Genomic DNA, 24,655 nt, shown 5'->3' on the forward strand with positions numbered 1-24,655 from the left:
GGCTAGCGAGGCGCGATCAAAGGGTCAACTGGCGATGGTTAATTTATGTGTTACACATGTATTTCAGTGGCCTACGGATCAAAGCTCACGCAACACATGAAGATTCGTTAATGAAAGTCGCGCGATTTCGGGATCACACGCGCGTCGCGCGGATGGCTATGCATCGCAACCTGACCGGGCAGCGGATGGGTCGGGTGATCGCCGCGCGTGGTGATGCCGGGCATCGGCGCATCCGAGAGTGCGGCGAGCCGGTCAGAGCGGTCCTCCAACCGGTCGGCCACCACATGGATCACCCGCCCATCGGTCTGCACGCGCCCCTCCACGACCAGCAGCCGCGCCGCCATGATCGTGGGGCGGTAGAGCTTGAACATATTCGGCCATATCACAAGGTTCGCGACGCCGCATTCGTCCTCCAACGTGATGAAGCAGACCCCCTTGGCGCTGCCCGGTTTTTGGCGCACCAGCACCAGCCCAGCGAGCTTCACCCGCCGTCCATGCCCCATCCGCCCCAAATCGCGGGCCGAAGAAAAGCCCTGCGCGGCGAGGCTGGAGCGGTAAAAGGACATTGGATGCGCTTTGAGTGACAATCGCAGCGTCTGGTAATCGGCGACCACCTGTTCGGCCTTTGGCATCACCGGTAGCGTCACCTCAGGCTCCGGCCCCTGAGACGCCGCCTCGGCATGGTCAAAGATCGGCAGGGCGGGCGCGTCGCGCAGCCCTTGGGCCTGCCAAAGCGCTTGGCGCCGGTCGATCCCCATGCTGCGCATCGTGTCGGCAGCGGACAACTGGCGGATCGCCTTGACGTCGAGGCCAGCGCGGGTCTTGAGGTCTTCGACATCGACAAAAGGCATCTCGCGCCTATCCATGATCCGCGCACCGGCTTTCTCCTGCAACCCATCCACCATGCGCAGCCCCAGCCGCAGGGCAAAGCCCTCGCCACAAGGCTCCAGCGTGCAGTTCCAATCGGAGAGGTTCACATCCACGCCGCGCACCTCGACCTGATGTTCCCGCGCATCGCGCACGATCTGCGCAGGCGCGTAAAACCCCATCGGTTGTGAGTTCAGCAGCGCGCAGGCAAAGGCCGCCGGGTAGTGGCATTTCATCCAGCTTGAGACATAGACCAGCTTGGCAAAACTCGCCGCATGGCTTTCGGGGAAGCCGTATTCGCCAAACCCCTTGATCTGATCAAAACAGCGCTGCGCAAAGACCGGGTCATAGCCGCGCTTGGTCATCCGGCCCACCATCTTGTCCTGCAGCTTTTCGATCGTCCCGCGCGAGCGGAAGGTGGCCATGGCCTTGCGCAGCTCATTGGCCTCGGTCGGTGAAAACTGTGCCGCGTCGATGGAGATCTTCATTGCCTGTTCCTGAAAGATCGGCACGCCCAAGGTGCGGCTGAGGATGCTGAACAATTCGTCCTGCGGATAGGCCGGGCCGGGGGCGGGGTAGACGACGCTTTCCATCCCCTGACGGCGGCGCAGATAGGGGTGCACCATGTCGCCCTGAATGGGGCCGGGGCGGACGATGGCGACCTCGATCACCAGATCATAGAACACGCGGGGCCGCAGTTTCGGCAGCATCGCCATCTGCGCACGGCTTTCAACCTGAAACACCCCGAGGCTGTCGCCGCGGCAGAGCATGTCATAGGTGGGCCGCCCCGTGGCGTCGTCCTCATGGTCCTCCACCGGGACGGTGGCCAGTTCCAGCGGGCAGTCGTAATGCGCCTCGATCAGATCAAAACATTTGGCGATACAGGTGAGCATGCCAAGGGCGAGGATGTCGACCTTGAAGATTTGCAACGCATCGATGTCGTCCTTGTCCCATTCGATGAAACTGCGCTCGGGCATGGCGCCGTTGCCGATGGGGACGATCTCGGTCAGGGGGCGCTCAGTCAGGATGAAGCCGCCGACGTGTTGGCTGAGGTGGCGCGGCATGCCGATCATCTGTTTGGCCAGCGTCAGCACCATGCGCAGATAGGGGTCCGACAGGTCCAACCCCGCCTCGCGGGTGCGCTCGTCGTCCATCTGGCCTTCGAAACTGCCCCAGATCGTGCCCGCGAGTTTCGAGGTGACGTCCTCCGACAGCCCCATCGCTTTGCCAACCTCGCGAATGGCCGAGCGTGGGCGGTAGTGGATCACCGTGGCGCAAAGCCCGGCGCGGTGGCGGCCGTATTTGCCGTACATGTATTGGATGACTTCTTCGCGCCGCTCATGTTCGAAATCCACGTCGATGTCGGGCGGCTCGTCGCGTTCCTCCGAGAGGAACCGCTCGAACAGCAGGTTGTGCACGGCGGGGTCGACCGAGGTGATGCCAAGGCAGAAACAGACGGCGGAGTTGGCCGCCGAGCCGCGCCCTTGGCAGAGGATCGGCGGCTCGGCTTCGTAGCGCGCAAAGCGCACGATGTCGTAGATGGTCAGAAAATAGCGCGCGATTTTTTTGGACTCGATCAGGGCGAATTCCTTCTCGATGGTCTTTTTCACCGCCTCGGGCACGCCTTCGGGGTAGCGGCCTGTCGCGCCTTCCCATGTGAGGCGGGCCAGTTCCTCCATCGGCGTGCGGCCCTCGGGTACGATCTCATGCGGGTATTCATAAGCAAGATCAGTGAGTTGGAAGGTGATCCGATCCGCCAGACGGCGCGTTTCGGCAATGGCATGGGGCCAGTCGGCAAAGAGGCGGATCATCGCCTCGGGGGATTTCAGATGCCGCTCGGCATTGGCGGCCAAGAGATAGCCCGCCTTGGGCACGATCACGCCCTCGCGGATCGCTACCATCACATCCTGCAAGGGCCGCCGGTGGCGCGCGTGATAGAGCACATCATTGGTGGCCATGATCGACAGCCCCTGCGCACGGGCCAGCGCATCCAGCCGGTTGATCCGCGCCCGGTCATCGCCCCGGTAAAGGAAGCTCGCCCCGATATGGCGCATCTCCGGCAACGCCTTGACCAAGCGCGGCAGGCCCGCGGCAAAGACGTTGAGGTTTTCGGGCGGCATCACGATCAGATGCAGCCCTTCGGCGTGCTGGCTCAGCATTTCCAGCGTTAAATGGGTCTCGCCCTTTTGCTGCCATTCGCCGTCCACCGATTGCATCTTGCCCGCCGAGAGCAGCGTCGAGAGCCGCGCATAGGCGGCGCGGTCTTGCGGATAGGCGAGGATCTCGGTCCCGCAGAGCAGCACCAGCCGTGCGCCGATCAGCGGGCGGATATGGGCCTTTTCCGCCTCCACATGCAGGCGCACCACGCCCGCCAGCGTGTTGTGGTCGGCGATGCCGAGGCTGTCATAGCCGTGGTGATAGGCCATCTCGATCAGGTCCACGGCGTCCGAGGCGGCGCGCAGGAAGGAAAAGCAACTCGCCAGCCCAAACTCCACGTAGTCCGCACGGGGCGGGGCACTGAACCCATCTTCGCCAAGCGTGCGGCGCTTATGTCCCTCCTGCTCGGGCATCAGGCGAAGAGCCCATGCAAAAACCAGCGCGGCTCGGCCCCGCGCCCGTCGTGGATCACCCCCTCGCGGTAGAGCCAGAAGCGTTGGCCACCTTCGACTTCGACCTTGTAATAGTCGCGCAGACGCGTGCCGGGGCGGTCGCGCCACCATTCGGGCGCGATGCGTTCGGGGCCGGTGTGGCGCGTGGTTTTATAGGTGACGCGCCGCCAGTTGAACTGCGAGGGCGGGCCTTCGGGCACGGCATATATCACGCGCACCTCTTCGGCGGGGGTGAGCAGGCGCAGGGGACGGTCGCGCAGCAGCGTCGGCGCGGCGGCGGGGGTGCCGTGCAGGGCGTCGACCCGTTGTTCCACCCGTTCGGGCTTATGGGTCTCGCGCCACTGAGGCCAGCTGACCTTGTCCGCGCCCAGTTTGGCGGCAAGCCGGTCGAGCAGGCCGGCCACATCCGCCGAAGGGTCGCGTTTGCCGTCGAGGTGGTCTTGGATCAGCGGCAGCGGTTCGCTGGTCAGCGCCTCCAGCGTCAGCAGGTCAAAGCCGAAACCGCTGTCGATGTTTTCCAGCTTGCCGTCGAAGAGGCGGCGCAGGTGGGATGGGTCGCGGCTGGCCCGCGCTGTCGCCACCCCAAGGGCGCGCCAGTCGCCGTCGATGCGGTAGATGGTGAGCCTCAGCCGCCGTGCGCCCAGTTCGGCGCGGGCCAGAAGGGTGCAGAGGTCATCCACCAGCGCGGGCAGATGCGGTGCGGGGTCGATCACCGGCTCAGGCAGGCGGCTGCGGGTCATAAAGTGGCGGTGATCGGGCGGGGCGTTGAGCGGGTCGGGCGCGGTGCCAAGCGCCTTGTCCAGCAAGATCAGCGGGTTGCGTGCAGGTTTGAGGCTGGCGAAGCGGCGCATCAGCGCGGCGCGGGGCAGATCGCTCAGCGCGCCGATGGTCTTGAGGCCAAGACGGTCCAAGAGCCGCGTGGTCTGGGCATCCAGCCGCAGGGCGACGACGGGCAGGGGGGCGAGGGCGGTGGCCACGTCCTCGCCCTCGCAAATCTGCGCTCCATTGCCATATCGCGCCAGCGCCTGCGCCGCGCCGGGGGTGGGGGCCATGGCGACCCGTGCCGTCAGCCCCTGCAACGCGAAACGCGCCCGGATGTCGCGCAGCATCGCCGCCTCGCCGCCAAACAGATGGGTGCAGCCGGTGACGTCCAGCAGCAACCCGTGGTCCACGTCGCGCGCCGTCCAAGGGCACCAGCGCCGCGCCCAATGCACCAGCCGTTGGATCAGCGCCTCGTCGCCTTCCAGATCGGCGGGCTCGACGTGCAGGTCGGGGTGGATGGCCTGCACATCGACCACCCGTACGCCTGCCTCGATCCCCCGCGCCTGTGCCGCAGCACTCAGCCCATGGACCACCGGACCATGCGTCCCGTCGCGTGACAGGACGACCGGCACCTCATTCCCCGGCACGCTGCGGTATTGGGCGATCACCCGGCGCCACCGTTCCATCGTCAGCATAGGGAACCAGACGGAGACGATCTGCGGCGCGGGGGCTTTGGCGTTTCTCGGGGTCATGGCTGGCCACCCAACGCCCCGGCGGATGCCCGCGGGAGCGAAACAGGTCGAGCTCCCAACGGGCCGCGCCCGGCGCCTGCGCGTCCTGCGGATGGGCCTGTGACGGCAGGGCAGAGATGCGCCAACGCATCCGTGCCGCACTCAGGCCGCCCGGATCGCCGCTGCGGATCAGATAAAGCGGCACGCCCGACGCTTCGGCCCTGAGCGAAAGCCGTTTGGTGGCGGTGAAATCCAGCACCTCCGGCCCGCCATGCACCTCGCCGATCACGGCCGAGAGACCCGCGCAGGCCGCCCCTTCCTCCATCGTCCAAAGCACATCGCGCGGATGGCTGACCGTGACCAGCAGCACCGGTTGCTCCAGCCCGAAACCGCGCAGGCTGGGCGTATAGGGTGCACCATTCTCGCGCCGCGACAGGAAGTCTTGCACCCATAGCACCGGCCCCGCGCTTTGGGGCAGCAGCGAGAGCACAAAACCGGTGGCCGAGGGGGCGGCAAAACCGGTCGGAAAGACATCCGTCAGCGGCGCATGCGTGGTCAGAACCCCCGGCTCGGGGGGCGTCGACGGCGTGCGCCGCGGCAGGGTAAGGACCTGCCCATATGAAGAATCGGTTGTCATGCACGAATCCATATGTTCACATTTTGTTCTATTTATAAATCACGAACTGCGGTCCTGTCAAAGATCATGTGGCCCTTGCCGGGGCCGCATAAGATCGCATCTACTGAGCGCAACCACGGCGGCAAAGGGGCCTGATCCATGTGCAATCTCTATTCCCTGACCAAGGGCCAAGACGCGATCCGCGGCTGGTTCGACGGTATCGACGACCAAGCGGGCAACCTGCCGCCGATGCCCGGCATTTATCCAGATTACAGCGCTCCTGTGGTGCGCGGCGGTGCAGAGGGGCTGGTGCTCAGCATGATGCGGTGGGGGCTGCCGTCGCCTGCCTTTGCGCTTAAGGGCAAGAAGACCGATCGCGGCGTCACCAACGTGCGCAACATCGGCTCGCCCCACTGGCGGCGTTGGCTGGGGGCAGAGCATCGCTGCGTTGTGCCTTTCACCAGTTTTTCAGAGCCGCATAACCGCCCCGGCCAGCCCTCGCGCCCGGTTTGGTTCGCGCTGGACGAAGACCGCCCGCTGGCGTTTTTCGCCGGGATTTGGACGCAGTGGACCTCCGTGCGCAAGCTTAAAGACGGCGAGACCACCGACAATCTCTATGGTTTTCTGACCACCGAGGCCAATGCCGAGGTCGGCGCGGTGCATCCCAAGGCGATGCCGGTGATCCTGACCACACCCGAAGCGGTGCGGACATGGCTCAGCGTCGAGACCGCCGATTTGGGGACGCTGCAACAACCCCTGCCGGATGGGACGTTACAGGTCATCGACCCCGAGGATTAAGCCGCCTCGGCCATCATTCGCGCGGCCATCGCCAGATCAGAACGGAATTGCGCCGTGGCCTCCTCGCGCAGCGTCGGGTCCGGCACGCGCAAGAGGTAGGAGGGATGCAGGGTGATCAACACAGGGATGCCTTCTGGCCCCGCCTCGATCGTGCCGCGCCGTTTCAGGATGCCCGCGCCCTTGCCGGTAAGGCTCTGCGCCGCCGTGGCGCCCATAGCAAGGATCAGCTTGGGCTGCACTTGCGCCACTTCGGCGTTCATCCACCAGCGGCACTGGTCAATCTCGGGCGTATCAGGTCGCTGGTGAATGCGGCGCTTGCCACGGGCAGTGAATTTGAAGTGTTTGACCGCATTGGTGACGAAAGCCGCCTCGCGATCCAGCCCAGCCTCTCCGGCGATACGGTTGAACATCTGTCCAGCGGGGCCGATAAAGGGACGACCCGCAAGATCCTCCTGATCGCCCGGCTGCTCGCCGACCACCATCAGATCGGCCTCGCGCGGCCCTTCGCCCGGCACGGCTTGGGTGGCGTGGCAATGCAGCGGGCAGCGGGTGCAGGCGCGGATGGCGGTGGGCAGTTCCTCCATCGGGCCATCCCATGCGGAATCGAAGGCCGAAAGCTGCGCTTGCACCCGGTTCATGCGCACCGGGGGAAGGGTTGGCGCCGCTTCGGCCATGGCGCGGGCGCGGGCGGGGGCTTCGGCAATCATCTGGGGGATGAAGGCGGCTTCGGGCATGTTCTTCCAGTATTTCTTGGGCATCTCGGACTGCATCGCCTTCACCATCAGGCGGGCGGGGTTAAAGATGTTCTGGAAGTAGGTGATCCAAAGCTGCTCGCCCGCGTCTTCGGGCAGATCGGGCTTGCTGTGGCCTTCTTGAAAACTCAGCGTGCCATTCTCGAAAATCGCCGAGACATCGGGCGTCAGGATACGCCAGTCCATGTCCGAAAACCGCCGCACGAAGAAATCCGCCGTCGGCTCCACCGTGTGATGCGTGGGCTCGAACCATGCCGCGAAACTGCGGCGCGGGGCATCGGGCGCGCCGATCTCTCGGAAGCGGACGAAGGCTTTCATCTTGTGCTGACAGCGGCGCACGTTTTTTTCCATCTGCCGCAGCACCGCTAGGTCGGCATCGCCCCGGTCCGACATCAGATGCGGCGCGTCTTTCACCCGCCATAAAAAAGCATAGAGCCGGGCAAAACGCTCAGGGTCGCTATGCCAGACGGCGGTCTCGGCCATAGAGATAAAGCTGCGCGGGACCGAGACCTTCCCGCCTGAGGGGGGCTGGCTTTCCCCGCCGAACAGATCAGGAGCCGCGGCGTGATCCCCCCAAAGGATTTGCTCGGGCGGCACGCCAGCGGCCAGAAAACCGCGCGCAGCCTCGCGCCACGCTTTCGCGGTGCCGATGGGGGGCAAGGAAACGCGGTGCATCAGAACAAGGTCAACTGTTCGGGCGGCGGGGCAAAGCGCGCGCGCAGGTTGGCGCTGTCGGTCAGCCCGCCCGGTGTCCAGCCTCCGGCAGTGATGAACGCACGGGCCTTTTTCATCGACGCGCCCATGCGGGTCAGGTCTTCGTAGCGCAAGCTACGGTGCCGCCGTGTGGCGAGGATACGGTTCACCGTTTTCACGCCAAAACCCGGCACCCGCAGCAGCATCTCGCGGCTGGCGCGGTTTACGTCGAGCGGGAAGTGTTCGCGGTGGACCAGCGCCCACGCGAGTTTAGGGTCGATCTCAAGATCAAGGTTGCCGTCGCGGGTGACGGAGGTGATCTCGTCCAGTTGAAAATCATAGAAGCGCAGCAGCCAATCGGCCTGATAGAGCCGATGCTCGCGTTGCAAAGGCGGGCGGATCAGTGGCAGCTTGGCAGAACTGTCGGGAATGGGCGAAAAGGCGGAGTAATAGACGCGTTTCAGCTTGTAGCTGGAGTAAAGCCGCGTCGATTGGCCCAACACGGTCGCGTCGTTTGACCCATCTGCGCCGATGATCATCTGGGTGGACTGGCCCGCAGGAGCAAAGCGGGGCGGGCGCTTGCCGGTGAAGGATTTCTCTTTGCTGGCGTCCTTGACCATCCGCACATTCGCCATGGCCCGGCGGATCTGCTCGGGCTTCTTTTCCGGCGCATATTGCTCGACCGCGCTATCAGTCGGCAGTTCGACGTTGATCGATAGGCGGTCCGCCAGAAGACCAGCTTCTTCGATCAACTCGGGCGAGGCGTCGGGGATGGTCTTGAGGTGGATATAGCCACGAAAGTTCTCCTCGTGCCGGAGCTTGCGCGCGATCTGCACCATGTCGGACATGGTCGCATCGGGCGAGCGGATCACGCCGGAGGACAGGAACAGCCCCTCGATATAGTTGCGGCGGTAGAATTCGATGGTGAGCTTCACCACCTCATCCACGCTGAACCGCGCCCGGTCGACATTCGAGGACACGCGGTTGATGCAATAGCTACAATCGTAGATGCAGAAATTGGTCATCAGGATCTTGAGCAGACTGATGCACCGCCCGTCGGGGGCGTATGCGTGGCAGATGCCGCTGCCTTCGTTTGAGCCCAGCCCTTTGCCATCGCGCGAGTCGCGTTTGGTCGAGCCGGAGGAGGCGCAGGAGGCGTCGTATTTCGCCGCATCGCTGAGAATCGCCAGTTTTTGATCGAGTGTCTGTTTTGCCATGTGTTCTATATATGTTCTCAACGCGGCGCCGTCATTAATCTATCTTAATGCCGCGACAATTTGCGCAAAGGACCGCCAATGTGAGCGCGGGAGCAGGAGGACGAGAGTTTAAATTGACGTGGCGAATTCTTGTCGCTACGAATTACATGCAGATACATATTATGCATATGCATACGAGGGCACCGGGGCAAAGATCGCGGGCCTTTGATCACAACTGGGAGACGATCATGAAAACAACAACCACGCTCAGCGCGGCACTCTTTGCCGTGAGCACCATCGCCACCACCAGCACCGCCAGCGCCGAAGAAGTGACCCTGCGCGCCGTGTCGGCCTTTACCCGTGGCACCGCCTTCAGCCGCGAGTTTGAATCCTTTGTTGATTGGATTAACGAGAATGGCAAAGGCGTCGTTCAGATCAATATGGTCGGCGGCCCCGAAGCTGTGCCGCCCTTTGAATTAGGCAATGCGGTGCAATCTGGCGTTGTCGATATCGCCAACAACACCACGGCCTATTACCCCAACCTGCTGCCCACGGGCGACGCGCTGCATCTGGCGGAAAACACCATTCAAGAGCAGCGCGAGAATGGCTGCTACGAATTGGTCGACCGCATCCACCAAGAGCAGATGAACGTCAAATACCTCGGCCACGGCGGCGACGGGATCGGCTATCACCTCTATCTGACCAAACCGGTCGAGGGGCCGGACCTCAGCGGTCTGACCATCCGCACCACGCCGGTCTATCAGGCGATGTTCACGCAACTGGGCGCCAATCTGGTGCGCACCGCGCCGGGCGAAGTCTATAGCGCGCTGGAGCGCGGGGCGATTGACGGTTACGGCTGGCCGAGCCAAGGCGTACTGGATTTGGGTTGGGACGAGCAGACGAAATACCGTGTCGATCCGAGCTTTTACAATGTCGACGTGAACACTCTGGTGAACCTCGACACATGGAACTCCCTGACGGACGAACAGCGCGCCAAGCTGGAAGAAGGTGCGGCTTGGATGGAAGAGCTTAACAACGACAACGCCGACCGCAACGCTTCGGAATACGCGGCACAGGCCGAAGCCGGGATTGAAACGATCACCTTCAGCGATGCCGATGCCGAAACCTGGACCAATGCCGCGCGCGATGCCGGTTGGGCTGCGGTCGAAGAGGTCGATGCCGAACTTGCGCAGCAGATGCGCGCCTGCATGACCAAGTGATCGCCCGATGATCTCAACACTGTTTGACCGGACACTCCGGGGGCTGGCCGTTTTTTCGGCCGGTATCCTCGGGGTGATCGCGGTGTTTATCGCGATCAACGTGGTGCTGCGCAATCTGGGGCTGCCGGTGGTCTATGGCGCGCTGGATGCTATCCAATATGCGTTGATGATTGCCACCTTTCTGGGCGCGCCTTGGGTGCTGTCAATCGGCGGGCATGTGAAGGTTGATCTGATCACCAGCAACCTGTCGCAACGCACTGCCTATGCTTTGACCCGCCTGACCAGCGCCATTGGCGCGGTGACGGCAGGGGTGCTGGGCTGGTACGGGTTGCAAGCTGTGCTGGCCTCTGCCGCGCGCGGGTCGATGATCCGCACGTCTTTCGTGATCCCTGAGTGGTGGATGCTGGCCTTTGTGCCGCTGTCGCTGGCACTTTGCACGATTATCTTTATCCGTCGTCTGCTCTATCCGGAAACGGCCGAGCGTAGCTTGAGTGGTCTTTGACATGGATTGGGGCCTGACACTTACCTTGATGCTGGGCGGATTGGCGGTTTTGCTGCTGATCGGCTTGCCGGTCGCCTTTGCCTTTATCGCCGTGACGACCGTGGGGGCGTATTTCGTGCTGGGCGGAGACCGCGGCATCCTGCAACTGGCGCGCAACTCGGCGCAGTCGGTCGCGAACTTCCAGCTCGCGCCGATACCGCTGTTTATTCTGATGGGAGAGATCCTGTTTCAAACCGGGGTCGCGCATCGCGCCATTGACGCGATCGAGCGGGTGGTGACGCGCATTCCGGGCCGCATGTCGGTCGTGACGATCTTTGGTGGCACTATTTTTGCAGCCCTCTCCGGCTCGACCATCGCCAATACCGCGATGCTGGGCGGCACGCTGCTGCCGGGGATGCTGAAACGCGGCTATCACCCGTCGATGGCGATGGGGCCGATCATGGCCTCCGGCGCGATTGCCATGCTGATCCCGCCTTCGGCGCTGGCGGTTCTGGTGGGCTCGCTCGCGGGGATTTCCATCGCCGGGCTGCTGATTGCGGGTGTGCTGCCTGCGCTGCTGCTGGCGGTGCTCTTTGTGGTTTATGTGGTGGGGCGCAGTGTGCTGGACCCGAAGGTGGCGCCGCCAGATGTCTACGAGGAAATGACCCTCCGTGAGCGCTGGACGCCTTTCGCGATTTATGTGCTGCCGCTGTCGGTTCTCTTTGCTGTGGTGATCGGATCCTTGCTGGCGGGCATCGCCACACCCACGGAAAGTGCGGCTCTCGGCAGCATCACCGCCGTGATCATCGGTGCGGCTTACCGCGCGCTGAGTTGGGAGAAGATGGGCCGCGCGCTGATGGAGACGCTAAAGCTTTCGGTGATGATCCTGTTCATCATTGCGGCCAGCCAGACCTTCGCGCAGGTGTTGTCATTCTCGGGCGCTACCAATGGCTTGATCAACGCGATCAACGCTGTCGATCCGACGCCGCTGATGGTGCTTTTGGGGATGATCGCGATCCTGCTCTTTCTGGGCTGTTTCATTGATCAGGTTTCAATGCTGATGGTCACCGTACCGGTCTTCGTGCCGCTGGCAGGGGCGATGGAGATCAATGAGCTGACCCTTGGCGTGGTCTATCTGCTGACCATGGAGATCGGCTTGCTGACACCGCCCTTTGGCCTGCTGCTATTCGTCATGCGGGGCGTGGCGCCGCCTGAAATCCGGATGCCGCAGATCTATGCGTCGGTCATGCCGTTCCTGCTGATCAAACTCTTCGTTTTGGCGCTGATTGTTTGGCTGCCAGAGATTGCGACTTGGCTGCCGAGCCTGATGGGCCGCTAATACCTAAAACGGGGCGGCGCGTGAACGCCGCCCCGCAAGACATTGGCCCGCATCGCGTTTTCCCGATCTTCGGCTGGCGGGCTTCGCGTCAAACGCTTGCATTGCCCGGTGTAATGCGCTTGTCATCTTCTTAACGAAGAACGCGAGGAGTACCGTGATGCCAAACCCCCTTTATGACGCATTGTTCGGCCGTCACGCCGGAAAGACGACGGCCTTTCTGCATCTCGAAGGCGGGGTCGTGCTGACCCACGCGGGCTTCCTTGGGCGCGCTGCGCGGTTTGCCCATGTGCTGACCGATCTTGGCCTAAAGCCGGGTGACCGGCTCGCGGTGCAGATCGATAAATCCGCCGACGCATTGGCGCTCTATGCTGCTTGCGTGCAGGCCGGGGTGATCTTTTTGCCGCTCAATACCGCCTATACCGCGGATGAGGTACGCTATTTCGTGACCGACAGCGGGGCGGCAGCCTTTGTCTGCCAGCCTGCGCGCCGCAATGAGATGGCTCCGGTGGCCAAGGCGGCGGGTTGTCAGCTTGAGACGTTGGGGGCGGATAACGACGGCAGCTTTGCGGATCGTGCGACCTCGGCCTCCGATAACTTTGAGACTGTGGCACGGGACGCCGATGACCTTGCAGCCTTCCTCTATACCTCGGGCACCACGGGGCGCTCGAAGGGGGCGATGCTGACGCAGGCAAACCTTTTGTCGAACGCGCAGACGTTGGCCGATCTGTGGCGCTTTACCGCAAGTGACGTGCTGCTGCACGCGCTGCCAATTTTTCACACCCATGGTCTGTTCGTAGCGACGAATGTGACGCTGGTAGCGGGGGGCGCGATGATCTTCCTGCCCAAGCTCGACATTGACCGGCTGATAGAACGGATGCCCCACGCCACCGCGATGATGGGCGTGCCGACCTTCTACACCCGGCTTTTGGACGATGCGATTTTCACCCGTGAGACGACGGCGAACATGCGGCTGTTCATCTCTGGTTCGGCACCGCTTTTGGCCGAAACCCATGTCGATTTTGAGGAACGCACCGGCCACCGCATCCTCGAACGTTACGGCATGACCGAGACCAATATGAACACCTCGAACCCCTATGAAGGCGAGCGCCGCGCGGGCACCGTTGGTTTCCCGCTGCCGGATGTCGAACTCAAGATCACCGACCCCAAGACCGGCGCGACCCTCCCGGACGGAGAGATCGGCAGCATCGAAGTGCGTGGCCCGAATGTGTTCAAAGGCTATTGGCAGATGCCCGAAAAAACTGCCCAAGAACTGCGCGAAGACGGGTTCTTTATCACCGGCGATCTGGGGCGGCGCGATGCGGATGGCTACGTGAGCATCGTTGGGCGCGACAAAGACCTGATCATCTCGGGCGGTTACAACATCTACCCCAAAGAGGTCGAACTGCTGCTCGACGACCAGCGCGGTGTGCTGGAAAGCGCGGTGATCGGCGTGCCGCATCCCGATTTTGGCGAAAGCGTGGTGGCCGTATTGGTGGCGCGCAAAGGAGCGGAACTGGACCTTGATCGGATCGCAACGGATGTGGCTGCATCGCTGGCCAAGTTCAAACAGCCGCGCAAATTGATCGTCCTGCCAGAGCTGCCCCGCAATACGATGGGGAAGGTGCAAAAGAACGTCCTGCGCGAAACCTATCGGGATTTGTTTCAGACAAGTTAAGGGGCATGGGTTAACGGGCATGGGCGGGGAGGGGGCTGACACCTGGACGGCGTTTGGCCTTGCGTGGAATTGGCGCTTACCTGAGCGCCACGCGCCCGCCGCGGAGCCGTAACCTGCGACAAACTGGCCGTTAATGCCCGGTTTCGCTTGAGGTGCCGGGCAAATTTCTCCAGAAGGTGATGACCTTTCAGTCCGCCAGATCAGGAGTTCGCGTGTCCCTCTTCCTTATCGTTGCTTTGCCTTTCCTTGGTGCATTGTTGCCCGGACTGATGAATTCCGCAGGACGTCAGGCCTGTGCCGGGGTGACCTTCATGGTGACGCTGGTGGCATTGATTGGCTTGCTCACACATCTGCCCGCCGTGCTGGCCGGAGAGTTGGTCACCGCGCGGGTCGATTGGATCCCGCAGCTTGGTCTGAACATGACCTTGATGCTCGACAGTTTGGGCTTTTTCTTTGCCTGCCTGATCCTCGGCATCGGTCTGTTGATCATCGCCTATGCGCGGTCTTACCTGTCGCGCGACGATCATATGGGTGAATTCTTTACCTATCTGCTGCTGTTCCAAGGCGCGATGGTGGGTATTGTTCTAAGCGATAACGTATTGATCCTACTGATCTTCTGGGAGCTGACCTCGCTGTCATCTTTCCTGCTGATCGGCTATTGGAAGCACCTGTCCGAAGGTCGCCAAGGCGCGCGTATGGCGCTGACCGTGACCGGCATGGGCGGCCTTGCGATGATCGGTGGCATGTTGCTGCTGGGTCAGGTCGTCGGCAGCTATGACCTGAGCGTGATCTTGGAAAACCGCGAGCTGATCCAAGCCTCGCCGCTCTATCTGCCCGCGCTGATCCTCATCCTGCTGGGCTGTTTCACTAAATCCGCGCAATTCCCGTTTCACTTCTGGTTGCCCCACGCCATGGCCGCGCCGACGCCCGTGTCGGCCTATCTGCACTCCGCCACGATGGTGAAGGCGGGCATTTTCCTGATGGCGCGCATGTGGCCGGTGCTTTCGGGCACGCCTGAATGGTTTGTCATCGTCACGACGGCGGGGCTGATCACCATGGTGCTGGGCGCGGTGATTGCGCTGTTTAAACATGACCTGAAGGCGCTGTTGGCCTTTTCGACCGTCAGCCACCTTGGTCTGATCACCATGCTTTTGGGCACCGGCACGGCCTTTGGTGCGATGGCGGCGGTATTTCATATCCTAAACCACGCGACCTTTAAGGCGGCGCTCTTTATGTCGGCGGGGATCGTCGATCACGCGGTGCATACGCGCGATATCCGCCGGTTGGGCGGGCTGCGGCATTTGATGCCGGTGACCTTTGTGATTGCCACGCTGGCGGCGCTGTCGATGGCGGGTATTCCGTTGCTCAACGGCTTCCTGTCGAAAGAAATGATGCTGGAGGAAACCCTGCACACCACGCTGTTTGACATGCCGTGGCTGGTGCCGGGGCTTGCGACCTTCGGCGCGCTTTTCTCGGCGGCCTATAGCTTCCGTCTGATCGGCCATGTCTTCTTGGGCAAAGAGCGTGACGACTATCCCGACCATCCGCATGATCCCAAACCCGGTCTGTGGCTGCCGCCCGCGCTGCTGATCATTCCCGTGGTGGTGATCGGCTTCGCACCTTTCTTGGCCGAGCCGTTCGTCAAGCTGGTGACCGCGTCGGTCCTCGGCGGCGCAGCCGAGATGCCTTCGGCGCATTTCAAGATTTGGCACGGGTTGGGCCCGGCGCTTTACATGTCGATCATCGCCGTTGTCGGTGGCCTGATCCTGCTGGCGCTCTTCACCCCGCTTCTGCGTCTTTGGGATGCAACGCCGCGGCCCGAGGCCAAGTCGATCTTTGACCGTATCATCGCAGCGTTCGTCGGCCTGTCGCAGGCGATTTCGCTGCGGCTGCACAATGGGGCGTTCTCGCGCTATGCCGCGATTATGGCGGTAACGGTCGTGGCAGTGGGCTATTACGCTTGGGCCACCGGCACCGTCGGGGTGGCAACCCGTGCGGTGCAGCCGACCAACGCGGTGCAGATCGCGGGCTGGCTGATGTTGGTCGCGGCGGCAGGTGGCCTTGTGTTCCTGCACCGCAACCGCCTGCTGTCGCTGATCCTGATCGGCATCGTCGGCTTGATCGTCTCGGCTGGTTTCGTCTTCTTCAGCGCACCTGACTTGGCGATGACCCAGCTGACGGTTGAGGTGGTCACGATCATCTTGCTGCTGTTGGCGCTGAACTTCCTGCCCAATCACACACCCATTGAAAGCAGCGTGCTGCGCCGCAGCCGTGATGTGGTTGTGTCGGTCGGTGCTGGTCTGGCGACCATGGCGCTGTCCTATCACTACCTCCTGCGCGACACCGTGGCGCCGAGCATTTCCGAGTTCCACCTCGCCAACGCCTACAAAGGCGGCGGCGGCACAAATGTGGTCAACGTGATCCTCGTCGATTTCCGGGGCTTTGACACCTATGGCGAGATCATCGTCTTGGGCATCGCGGCCCTGCTGATCTACGCGCTGACCGAAACGCTGCTGTCGGGCCCCGTTCGGGCGCGCTTGCTTAACCGCAAGCCAGACCAGCCGCGGGCAGGGGACCGGCACCCGATGATGATGGTGGTCATGACCCGCGTCATCATGCCAGTGGTGCTGATGGTGGGTTTCTACATCTTCCTGCGCGGCCATAACGAGCCGGGTGGCGGGTTTATCGCTGGTCTGATCGTCTCGATCGCCGTGGTGATGCAATATATGGCCAGTGGCTTTGCATGGGCCTCGGCGCGACTGCGCTATCCTTACCATGGGATCATCGGCACCGGCGTGCTGATCGCGGGGCTCACGGGCATTGGGTCATGGTTCTTTGGCAAACCCTTCCTGACCTCGGATTTCACCTATGTGCGCATTCCACCTTTCGAAAAGTTCGAACTGGCCACGGCGGCGCTCTTTGATCTTGGCGTTTTCCTCGCGGTCGTGGGCGCCGTGATGCTGACGCTTGAAAGCTTCTCACGGCTTGCACGCCGTGCCCATGTGCCAGAGGCGGATCACCCGATGGACATTGACCCATCCCGCGAAGACACCACCAAGGCGGAGGCATAATATGGAACTTCTCGTCGCTTCTGCCATCGGCATCCTGACGGCTTCTGGCCTCTATCTTGTGCTGCGTTTGCGGAGCTTTCCGGTCATCATGGGCACATCGCTGCTGACCTATGCGGTGAACGTATTCCTGTTCGCCTCAGGCCGTCTGACCGTCGGCGCGCCGCCGATCCTGACGGATGCTGCGCGCTATACCGATCCGTTGCCGCAGGCTTTGGTGCTGACGGCCATCGTCATCTCTTTCGGCATGACTGCCGTGGTGGTGATGATCGCGCTCGGCGCTTATCTCGGGGGCAATGACGATCATGTCGATGATCCGCTGATTGATACAAAGGCGGAGGACCGCACATGACCCATTGGCTGATCCTGCCCATCGTGCTGCCCGCCTTTTTGGCACCTTTCATCGTGTTGGCTGCGCGGTATCACATCACCATCCAGCGGGTGTTATCGTTGTTTGGGGCGCTGGCGCTGGTCGCCGTGGGGCTGGGCCTCTCGGTTGAAGCGTCGAGCGGCAATGTGATGCTCTATCAACTGAGCGATTGGGCCGCGCCCTTTGGGATCGTGCTGGTCGGCGACCGTCTGTCGACGCTGATGGTGACGCTGACGGCGGTGCTGGCGCTGTTTGTGCTGCTCTATGTGATCGGCTCGAAATGGGACGAACGCGGGCGGCATTTTCATGCGCTGTTTCAGTTCCAATTGATGGGGATCATGGGGGCGTTCCTGACGGGCGACCTTTTCAACCTTTTCGTCTTTTTCGAAGTGCTGCTGATCGCATCCTACGGGCTGATGATCCACGGCGGGGGCACGCTCCGGCTGCGGGCAGGGGTGCAATATGTGCTTTATAACCTGCTTGGCTCGACGCTGTTTCTCTTTGCCCTTGGCGCGATCTATGCCGAGACGGGCACGCTCAATATGGCCGATTTGGCGCAGCGTGTGGCCCTGATCGACGCAGGCGAGACGGTGGGTATTCGCATCGCGGCGGTGCTGCTCTTGATGGTCTTTGCAGTCAAAGCGGCCGTGGTGCCGCTGCACTTCTGGCTGCCCTCCAGCTATGCCGAAGCACCCGGCCCGGTGGCGGCGCTGTTCGCGATCATGACCAAGGTCGGCGCCTATGCGATCATCCGCGTCTATACGCTGATCTTCCCGCCGGACCTTGCCGCCACGGCGGACTTGCACACCACTTGGCTGCTGCCTGCCGCGCTGGTCTCTCTAGCGCTTGGCATGATCGGTGTGTTGGCGGCCAAGCAGCTGGACCGTATGGTTGCCTTTTCGGTGATCGGCTCCATGGGGATGGTTATGATCTCTATCGCGCTGTTCACCCCCGAAGGGATCGCCGCGGCGCTCTACTATATCGTGCACTCGACGCTGGCGGCGGGCGCGCTGTTCCTGATTGCCGATCTGGCGCGGGCGGGGCGAAGCAACCTTGATCTGACAGCGCAGCCGCAGGTGGCGGGGGCCAAGCTGACCTCGGCGCTGTTCTTCGTTGCCGCCATCGCCATGGTCGGTGTGCCGCCACTTTCGGGCTTTCTGGGCAAATTGCTGATCATGGATGCCGCTGCCGAGAATGATTATTGGGTCTGGATCTGGGCCGTGATCTTGGGCGCGAGCCTTTTGAGCCTTGTCGGTTTTGGCCGCGCGGGCAGCATGGTCTTTTGGAAATCCCGCAGCATTGTGCCGGAAGAGGGAGCCACCCCGGCCGAGGCGCCATCGGCGCTGAGCTATGTCGCAGTGGGCGGCCTGCTGGCGCTGCTGGTCGCGCATACGCTGCTGGCGGGCCCGGCCACGCAATATGCCACGGCGATCTCAAAACAATTGTTCGGCCCGGAGCGCTATCTGAGCACCGTGCTAGAGACCCCCGGCAAGCTGCCGGACGGCAAAGAGGAGGCCCATTGATATGATGCGACCTATCCGTTGGCTCTTGCCGCACCCGTTTCTGACCCTGCTGCTGACAGTGGTCTGGGTCCTGCTGCAAAACAAATTCAGCGCGGGCATGCTCGTCTTTGGCCTGATCCTTGGCATCGTGATCCCGGTTCTGACCGCGCGTTGGTGGACCGACCGGCCCCAAGGCATCCGGCCACTGCGCATGATCGCCTATGTGATCTTGGTCCTGTGGGACATCATCATCGCCAATATCCAAGTGGCATGGATTATCCTGACCAAATCTAACGCCAGCATGTCGCCCGCTTGGGTTGTCATTCCGTTGGACCTTAAAGAGCCCGAAGCGATCAGCATTCTGGCTGGCACCATCACCTTGACGCCCGGCACCGTCTCGGCTGATCTGTCGGACAATGGGCGCTACCTTTTGGTCCATGCGCTGGACGCACCCGATCCTGACGCGGTCCGCGATGAAATCAAAGACCGTTATGAACGCCGCCTGAAGGAGATTTTCCTGTGACCCAAGCAAGTGATTTTCTCACTCTCACGCTCTATGGCGCGCTTGTATTGGTGGCCATCGCGCAGTTCATGGCAATGATCCGACTGTGGATTGGCCCCGGCACCGGGGACCGCATTCTGGCGCTGGATACGATGTTCATCAATGCCATCGGCATCATCGTATTGCTGGGCATCCTGCAAGGCACACAGATTTACTTCGAAGCGGCGCTGATCATCGCCATGCTGGGTTTTGTCTCGACAGTGGCCTATGCCCGTTTCGTCCTGCGCGGAGATATCATCGAATGAGCCTCGACATCATCGCCACCTATGCCGTCGCCGTTTTGTTAATCATCGGCAGTTTCTTTGTCGTCGTCGCTGGGATCGGTTTGCTAAAGTTGAACGATCCGATGACCCGATTGCATGCGCCGACCAAGGCCGCCACGTTGGGGATCGGCGCCTATCTGTTGGCCGCTATGGTCAGCTCGTTCCTGTCGGGCACAGGCTCACTTCATGAGCTCTTGATCATGGCGTTCGTCTTTGTCACCGCGCCCGTGTCGGCCAATTTCATGGCCAAGGCGAACATCCACCGTCGCGACTGTATGCTCAATCCGCCGGAACTGCCCGATGGCGATACATGGGCCACGCTGAACGTACCGGAAGAAGACCGCGAGACTGAAAAAACGCCGCCGAAGGCTTGAGGTTTCGGCCCAGCAATAGAATTCACTTCAAACTGTTACAATGGTGGAAACCTTTTCGTGACAGCATAGGTTAATGGGCGGTGCTGCCCAATCCGATGCTGCCCGAAAGGAGCCTGCTTTATGCGTCTGACCACGATCCTACTGATGCTGATCCTGCCCATCGCGGCCGCGGCCCAAGATCGCGTGGCGATGGTGATCGGCATGTCCGCCTATGAGGGCGCGGCCGCAACTGATGGCCCACGCGCAGATGCCGAAGCGTTGACCGAGGCGCTCAGCGGGCAGGGGTTTGATGTCACCACGCTGATCGATGTTGAAAGTGCTGCCCTTAAACAAGGCCTTTCCAATTTTGCCTTTCAGGCTGAAACGGCGGACATCGCTTTGATTTACTATGCAGGTCACCGCATCGCTTCGGGCGGGGAAAGCTATCTGATCCCGATAGACGCGCCTTTGGCCCCCGCTTCGGCGCTCCGTAAGGAAGGAGTGCCGCTGCCTGCGGTGTTGCGCGCGGCGGGCAAGGCGCGGGAGATACGGCTGGTTGTGCTCGACAATTGCCACGCTGCCCCGCTTCAGATGACAGGCCCGTTGCCTCCGCCAGAACCACGCCAAGGGACATTGGTCATCACCTCCGGAGAAGTCGGCGCCTGTGGCGATAGCGGTGAAAGCCCCGGAATTTTTGCCGCGACACTGGCAGATGCCTTGGCCGAACCGGAGGTCGAGATCGGTGCCATGCTGGATGGGTTCCGTGCCGCGCTGCGCAGCCGCAGCGGTGGCACCCTTTCCGCGCGCCGCTTTGGGCGGCTTAACCCCACGCCGACCTTCATCGGTGGGTATGAGGCGGTAAAAGGGGCGGAGGATCCGCGCCTCGAATGGTCAGACTTGGATGACACACAAAGCGAGCACTTGGTTGAATTGGCGGGCAACGGGGATACCCGGTCTCAATTAGGCTTGGCCGCTATGCTCAGTGATCCCGATAACCCGCGATATGACCCTGAAACCGCCGCGCAAAACCTGCAACGCGCAGTAGCGACCGGATCGCCCGAGGCGCGGTTTCAGCTGGCACAGCTTTACGAGCAGGGGCGGGGCGTGGCGCAGGATCAGGCGCGCGCCCTAGCGCTTTATCAAGCGGCTGCGGCGCGGGGCCATGCCGGGGCGCTGAACGACCTGGGGTTCATTCATTTACAGGGTGAACTTGGCCAAGAACCCGACCCCGAGGCCGCGCTTGATTACTTTCGCCGTGCAGCCGATAGGCGACATCCTGCGGCCATGTTCAACTTTGCCGCGATGATCGACGACGGTAAAGTGCCCGGTCGCGGGGCCGCAGACGCTGCATTGTATCTCTATCGCGCGCTGCGGGCCGGAGACGGCACGTTGCTTGGCCTGATGCAAGATGAGCCTCAGCTTTTCAACAGCGACACCCGTAAGGCGCTGCAGCGCAAGCTTTCGGATTTCGGGTTTTACGACGGCCCGATTGACGGTCTTTACGGGGCCGGAACCCAAGCTGCAATCCGTGCGGCATTCGGTTTGGAGGCATTAGAGATGCAGGGTCAAGCTACTGAAAACAATACAGAAACAGAGCTTCCTGACCCCGTTGGAGAGACGCCCACGCCTGCGGTTTCGTCGCCCGAGGATACGCCCGCCGAAGAACGCCCTGCGGAGGCGCTGAAAGTGAACGCCAAACCCGAGCCCGGCGCCGATGACGACGTGACGCCGGTTTTGCGCCCAAAACAGGCCGAACGGGAGTGAGCTTTGAAACAAGTAGTATTGATTTTCGCCCTGAATTAAGTTGGCAAAATTAATCCGGTTGCAATATCAGGGCCGATGGCTTTTGATTGGCGCATCAGTCAATAAAAACTTCTCTAGGGAGAACACCAATGAAAAAACTGCTTACGACTTCCGTTTTGGCGATGACAGCGGCGACCTCGCTGGCTGCTGCTGAATGCAACGAGGTCACCTTCTCCGACGTGGGCTGGACCGATATCACAGCGACCACCGCCGCCGCTTCGGTCGTGCTTGATGCGCTCGGATATGACACCGAGACGAAAATTCTCGCCGTGCCGGTGACCTACACCTCCATGGCCGCGGGCGACATCGACGTGTTCTTGGGCAACTGGATGCCAACCATGGAAGGCGACATCGCGAAGTACCGTGAGGAAGGCAGCGTCGACACCGTGCGGGCCAACCTTGAGGGTGCCAAATACACGCTGGCCGTCAACAAGGCCGCCGCCGACATGGGCATCAAGACTTTCGCCGATATCGCGGCCAATATGGACGCGCTCGAAGGCAAGATTTACGGCATTGAGCCGGGCAATGACGGCAACCGCCTGATCCAGTCAATGATCGACGACAACGCCTTTGACCTGGGCGAGTTTGAGGTCGTTGAATCTTCAGAGCAGGGCATGTTGGCTCAAGTCCAGCGCGCCACCCGCAAGGAAGAGCCTGTTGTCTTCCTCGGCTGGGAACCGCACCCGATGAACGCCAACTTTGAGTTGACCTATCTGGAAGGTGGCGATGACTTTTTCGGCCCCGATCTGGGCGGTGCGACGGTCTATACCAACACCCGTGCTGGTTTTGTTGAAGAATGCCCGAACCTTGGCAAATTCCTGAACAACCTCGAGTTCACGCTTGAGATGGAAAACGAGATCATGGGCGCGATCCTTGATGACGGCGAAGAGGCCGAAGAGGCCGCAGCCGCGTGGATCAAAGCGAACTCGGACGTGCTCAGCACTTGGCTTGACGGTGTGACAACCGTGGACGGTGGCGACGCGATGGAAGCTGTCGCTTCGCTGAAGTGATTTTCGCGAGATGATGAAAAGACCCGCCCCAAAGCGATGGGGCGGGTCATTTTCATGCGCAATTCTCCAAGCCTGAAGGACTGACATGGACTGGCTGACAGAAAACAAGATCCCCGTGGCCGATGTGGCCGAAACTGCGCTGGAGTGGCTGCAAACCAACGGGGCGTGGTTCTTTGATGGGCTGGCGGACCTGATGGAACGGTTGATTGACGCAATTCTTTGGGTGCTGCAAACGCCGCATCCACTGATCCTGATTGCCGTGTTTGCGGCGATTACTTGGGGCATTCAGCGCAATTGGAAAATCGTGGCCTTTGTGGTGTTGGGTTTCCTGTTCATCCTCAACCAAGACTACTGGGAAGAGACGATGGAGAGCCTGACACTGGTGCTCTCAGCCTGTGTGGTCTGTATGGGTGTGGGTGTGCCGATCGGCATCGCCGTGGCGCACCGGCCTAGGCTTTACGCTTGGGTGGCCCCTGTGCTTGATCTCATGCAAACGCTGCCGACCTTCGTCTACCTGATCCCTGCGATTGTCTTTTTCGGCATCGGCATGGTGCCCGGCTTGATCGCCACAGTAATCTTTGTTCTGCCCGCGCCGATACGGTTGACCCAGCTTGGCATTTCCTCGACCCCCAAAGCGTTGCTTGAGGCGGCGCAGGCCTTTGGTGCCAAGCCGCGCCAGACGCTGTGGAAGATCGAGCTGCCCTATGCTTTGCCGCAGATCATGACGGGTCTGAACCAGACCATCATGCTGTCGCTGTCGATGGTGGTGATCGCAGCACTAGTCGGCGCAGATGGCTTAGGTGTGCCGGTGGTGCGTGCCTTGAACCAAGTGAACACAGGCTTGGGATTTGAATCCGGGTTGGTGATCGTCGTCGTGGCGATCATGCTCGACCGTATCCTGCGGGTGGGACGGAAATGAGTAAAGCAGTAGAATTCGAAAACGTATCCATCGTCTTTGGCGACAAGCCGGAGAAGGCCCTGCCGCTGATGGACGAAGGTCAGAGCCGCGCCGAGATTGAATCGGCGACGGGGCAGGTGTTGGGTGTGCATGACTGCTCGTTGAGCGTCGAGAATGGTGAAATTCTTGTGCTGATGGGCCTGTCAGGCTCGGGCAAGTCGACGCTTTTGCGCGCGGTAAACGGGCTCAACCCCATGGTGCGCGGCACGGTGCATGTGCATGCCGAAGGGTGGTCTTGTGACATTCATGGCAGCAACCCAGCTGAGCTGCGCCGGGTGCGCCGCGAGGGCGTGTCCATGGTGTTTCAGCAGTTCGGCCTGCTGCCATGGCGCACGGTGCGCGACAATGTGGCGCTTGGGTTAGAGCTGTCGAATGTGCCCAAGGCCGAGCGGTTGGAGCGTGCCGAGCGGCAGTTGAAACTGGTGGGCCTGAGCGATTGGGCCGACCGCAAAGTTGGCGAGCTTTCGGGCGGGATGCAACAGCGTGTGGGCCTTGCCCGCGCCTTTGCCACCGAAGCGCCGATTTTGCTGATGGATGAGCCTTTTTCGGCGCTCGACCCGTTGATCCGCACGCGGCTGCAAGATGAACTGCTGGATTTGCAACGTGAACTCAACCGTACGATTATCTTTGTTAGTCATGACCTTGACGAAGCATTCAAGCTTGGCGGGCGCATCGCCATCATGGAGGGCGGCCGCATCGTGCAGATCGGCACCCCGCGCGAAATTTTCTCGAACCCGGCGTCGGATTATGTGGCGGAGTTCGTGGCGAATATGAACCCGCTTGAGGTTCTGACCGCGCGTGACGTGATGGGCATTGTCGATGGTGCCCCCACTCAAGGCGAAACCTCAGCCGAGACGCCGGTGCGTGAATTGATGGACCGTCTGCGCGGGGCCGATGCGGCGATTGAGGTCATGGAAGACGGCGCGCAGATCGGGACGGTCACGGCGCATAGCATTGTGGACCGGCTCAAAGCCTAGGTTTAGGGTTTGACACGAACGCAAAACGGCGCCGCCCAGCTTGACTGGGC

General features: G+C 61.7%; 20 protein-coding genes. 15 read left to right on the forward strand and 5 right to left on the reverse strand.

The features are described from left to right. Window positions 1-107 precede the first annotated feature (107 nt). The 3 genes from WNY61_RS10585 to WNY61_RS10595 are packed head-to-tail and all read right to left on the reverse strand — an operon-like array spanning window position 108 to window position 5,606. Window positions 108-3,437 (reverse strand): error-prone DNA polymerase, encoded by a 3,330-nt coding sequence (locus tag WNY61_RS10585; protein ID WP_342851406.1) that lies wholly within the window; start codon window positions 3,435-3,437, stop codon window positions 108-110. Then, window positions 3,437-4,924, reverse strand: coding sequence for a DNA polymerase Y family protein (locus WNY61_RS10590; protein WP_342851432.1), 1,488 nt, complete (start codon window positions 4,922-4,924; stop codon window positions 3,437-3,439). The genes WNY61_RS10585 and WNY61_RS10590 overlap by 1 nt, the downstream gene beginning before the upstream one ends. Beyond that, window positions 4,872-5,606 carry a hypothetical protein gene (locus tag WNY61_RS10595; RefSeq protein ID WP_342851407.1) on the reverse strand — a complete coding sequence of 245 codons (735 nt, stop codon included), beginning with the start codon at window positions 5,604-5,606 and terminating at the stop codon, window positions 4,872-4,874. Before WNY61_RS10595 ends, WNY61_RS10590 begins: the two co-directional genes overlap by 53 nt. A 138-nt stretch (window positions 5,607-5,744) precedes the next feature. Between WNY61_RS10595 and WNY61_RS10600 the strand changes: the two genes are divergently transcribed. After that, window positions 5,745-6,383 carry an SOS response-associated peptidase gene (locus tag WNY61_RS10600; RefSeq protein WP_342851408.1) on the forward strand — a complete coding sequence of 213 codons (639 nt, stop codon included), beginning with the start codon at window positions 5,745-5,747 and terminating at the stop codon, window positions 6,381-6,383. On the opposite strand, the gene WNY61_RS10605 is transcribed toward WNY61_RS10600, so the two are convergent. Both WNY61_RS10605 and WNY61_RS10610 read right to left on the reverse strand, forming a co-directional pair. Next, on the reverse strand, window positions 6,380-7,810 hold the full coding sequence (locus tag WNY61_RS10605; protein WP_342851409.1) for a UdgX family uracil-DNA binding protein: 1,431 nt from the start codon (window positions 7,808-7,810) through the stop codon (window positions 6,380-6,382). The two genes, WNY61_RS10600 and WNY61_RS10605, sit on opposite strands and share 4 nt — an antisense overlap. Continuing rightward, on the reverse strand, window positions 7,810-9,045 hold the full coding sequence (locus WNY61_RS10610; protein ID WP_342851410.1) for a putative DNA modification/repair radical SAM protein: 1,236 nt from the start codon (window positions 9,043-9,045) through the stop codon (window positions 7,810-7,812). Before WNY61_RS10610 ends, WNY61_RS10605 begins: the two co-directional genes overlap by 1 nt. A 227-nt stretch (window positions 9,046-9,272) precedes the next feature. On the opposite strand from WNY61_RS10610, the gene dctP reads away from it, so the two are divergent. From dctP to choV, 14 genes are all read left to right on the forward strand, one after another. After that, the gene (gene dctP / locus WNY61_RS10615) at window positions 9,273-10,244 is read left to right on the forward strand and encodes a TRAP transporter substrate-binding protein DctP (RefSeq protein ID WP_342851411.1); all 972 of its coding nucleotides are present in this window, start codon (window positions 9,273-9,275) and stop codon (window positions 10,242-10,244) included. 7 nt (window positions 10,245-10,251) lie between these two features. Beyond that, window positions 10,252-10,746, forward strand: a complete 495-nt coding sequence (locus WNY61_RS10620) for a TRAP transporter small permease (RefSeq protein WP_007120055.1) — start codon at window positions 10,252-10,254, stop codon at window positions 10,744-10,746. 1 nt (window position 10,747) lies between these two features. Further along, on the forward strand, window positions 10,748-12,064 hold the full coding sequence (locus WNY61_RS10625) for a TRAP transporter large permease (protein WP_342851412.1): 1,317 nt from the start codon (window positions 10,748-10,750) through the stop codon (window positions 12,062-12,064). A gap of 157 nt (window positions 12,065-12,221) precedes the next feature. Further along, on the forward strand, window positions 12,222-13,739 hold the full coding sequence (locus tag WNY61_RS10630) for a malonyl-CoA synthase (RefSeq protein WP_342851413.1): 1,518 nt from the start codon (window positions 12,222-12,224) through the stop codon (window positions 13,737-13,739). 212 nt (window positions 13,740-13,951) lie between these two features. Then, a complete protein-coding gene (locus WNY61_RS10635) occupies window positions 13,952-16,810 on the forward strand; it encodes a monovalent cation/H+ antiporter subunit A (protein ID WP_342851414.1) in 2,859 nt (952 codons plus the stop codon). Window position 16,811: 1 nt separating this feature from the next. Continuing rightward, the gene (locus WNY61_RS10640; RefSeq protein ID WP_007120051.1) at window positions 16,812-17,159 is read left to right on the forward strand and encodes a Na+/H+ antiporter subunit C; all 348 of its coding nucleotides are present in this window, start codon (window positions 16,812-16,814) and stop codon (window positions 17,157-17,159) included. After that, window positions 17,156-18,700 carry a monovalent cation/H+ antiporter subunit D gene (locus WNY61_RS10645; RefSeq protein WP_342851415.1) on the forward strand — a complete coding sequence of 515 codons (1,545 nt, stop codon included), beginning with the start codon at window positions 17,156-17,158 and terminating at the stop codon, window positions 18,698-18,700. The genes WNY61_RS10640 and WNY61_RS10645 overlap by 4 nt, the downstream gene beginning before the upstream one ends. Before the next feature lies 1 nt (window position 18,701). Then, window positions 18,702-19,202 (forward strand): Na+/H+ antiporter subunit E, encoded by a 501-nt coding sequence (locus WNY61_RS10650; RefSeq protein WP_342851416.1) that lies wholly within the window; start codon window positions 18,702-18,704, stop codon window positions 19,200-19,202. Beyond that, window positions 19,199-19,486 carry a K+/H+ antiporter subunit F gene (locus WNY61_RS10655; protein WP_007120048.1) on the forward strand — a complete coding sequence of 96 codons (288 nt, stop codon included), beginning with the start codon at window positions 19,199-19,201 and terminating at the stop codon, window positions 19,484-19,486. Before WNY61_RS10650 ends, WNY61_RS10655 begins: the two co-directional genes overlap by 4 nt. Further along, complete coding sequence (locus tag WNY61_RS10660) at window positions 19,483-19,878, forward strand: Na+/H+ antiporter subunit G (protein WP_342851417.1); 396 nt, start codon at window positions 19,483-19,485, stop codon at window positions 19,876-19,878. Before WNY61_RS10655 ends, WNY61_RS10660 begins: the two co-directional genes overlap by 4 nt. A 120-nt stretch (window positions 19,879-19,998) precedes the next feature. Beyond that, entirely contained in the window at window positions 19,999-21,621 is a 1,623-nt protein-coding gene (locus WNY61_RS10665; protein ID WP_342851418.1) for a caspase family protein, read from the forward strand. A gap of 128 nt (window positions 21,622-21,749) precedes the next feature. Then, window positions 21,750-22,670 (forward strand): choline ABC transporter substrate-binding protein, encoded by a 921-nt coding sequence (gene choX, locus WNY61_RS10670; protein WP_342851419.1) that lies wholly within the window; start codon window positions 21,750-21,752, stop codon window positions 22,668-22,670. A gap of 85 nt (window positions 22,671-22,755) precedes the next feature. Further along, on the forward strand, window positions 22,756-23,589 hold the full coding sequence (gene choW / locus WNY61_RS10675) for a choline ABC transporter permease subunit (RefSeq protein WP_342851420.1): 834 nt from the start codon (window positions 22,756-22,758) through the stop codon (window positions 23,587-23,589). Continuing rightward, complete coding sequence (gene choV, locus WNY61_RS10680; protein ID WP_342851421.1) at window positions 23,586-24,605, forward strand: choline ABC transporter ATP-binding protein; 1,020 nt, start codon at window positions 23,586-23,588, stop codon at window positions 24,603-24,605. The genes choW and choV overlap by 4 nt, the downstream gene beginning before the upstream one ends. Window positions 24,606-24,655 lie beyond the last annotated feature (50 nt).

It is taken from the genome of Sulfitobacter sp. AS92 (genome assembly GCF_038900015.1).
Classification (GTDB): domain Bacteria; phylum Pseudomonadota; class Alphaproteobacteria; order Rhodobacterales; family Rhodobacteraceae; genus Sulfitobacter.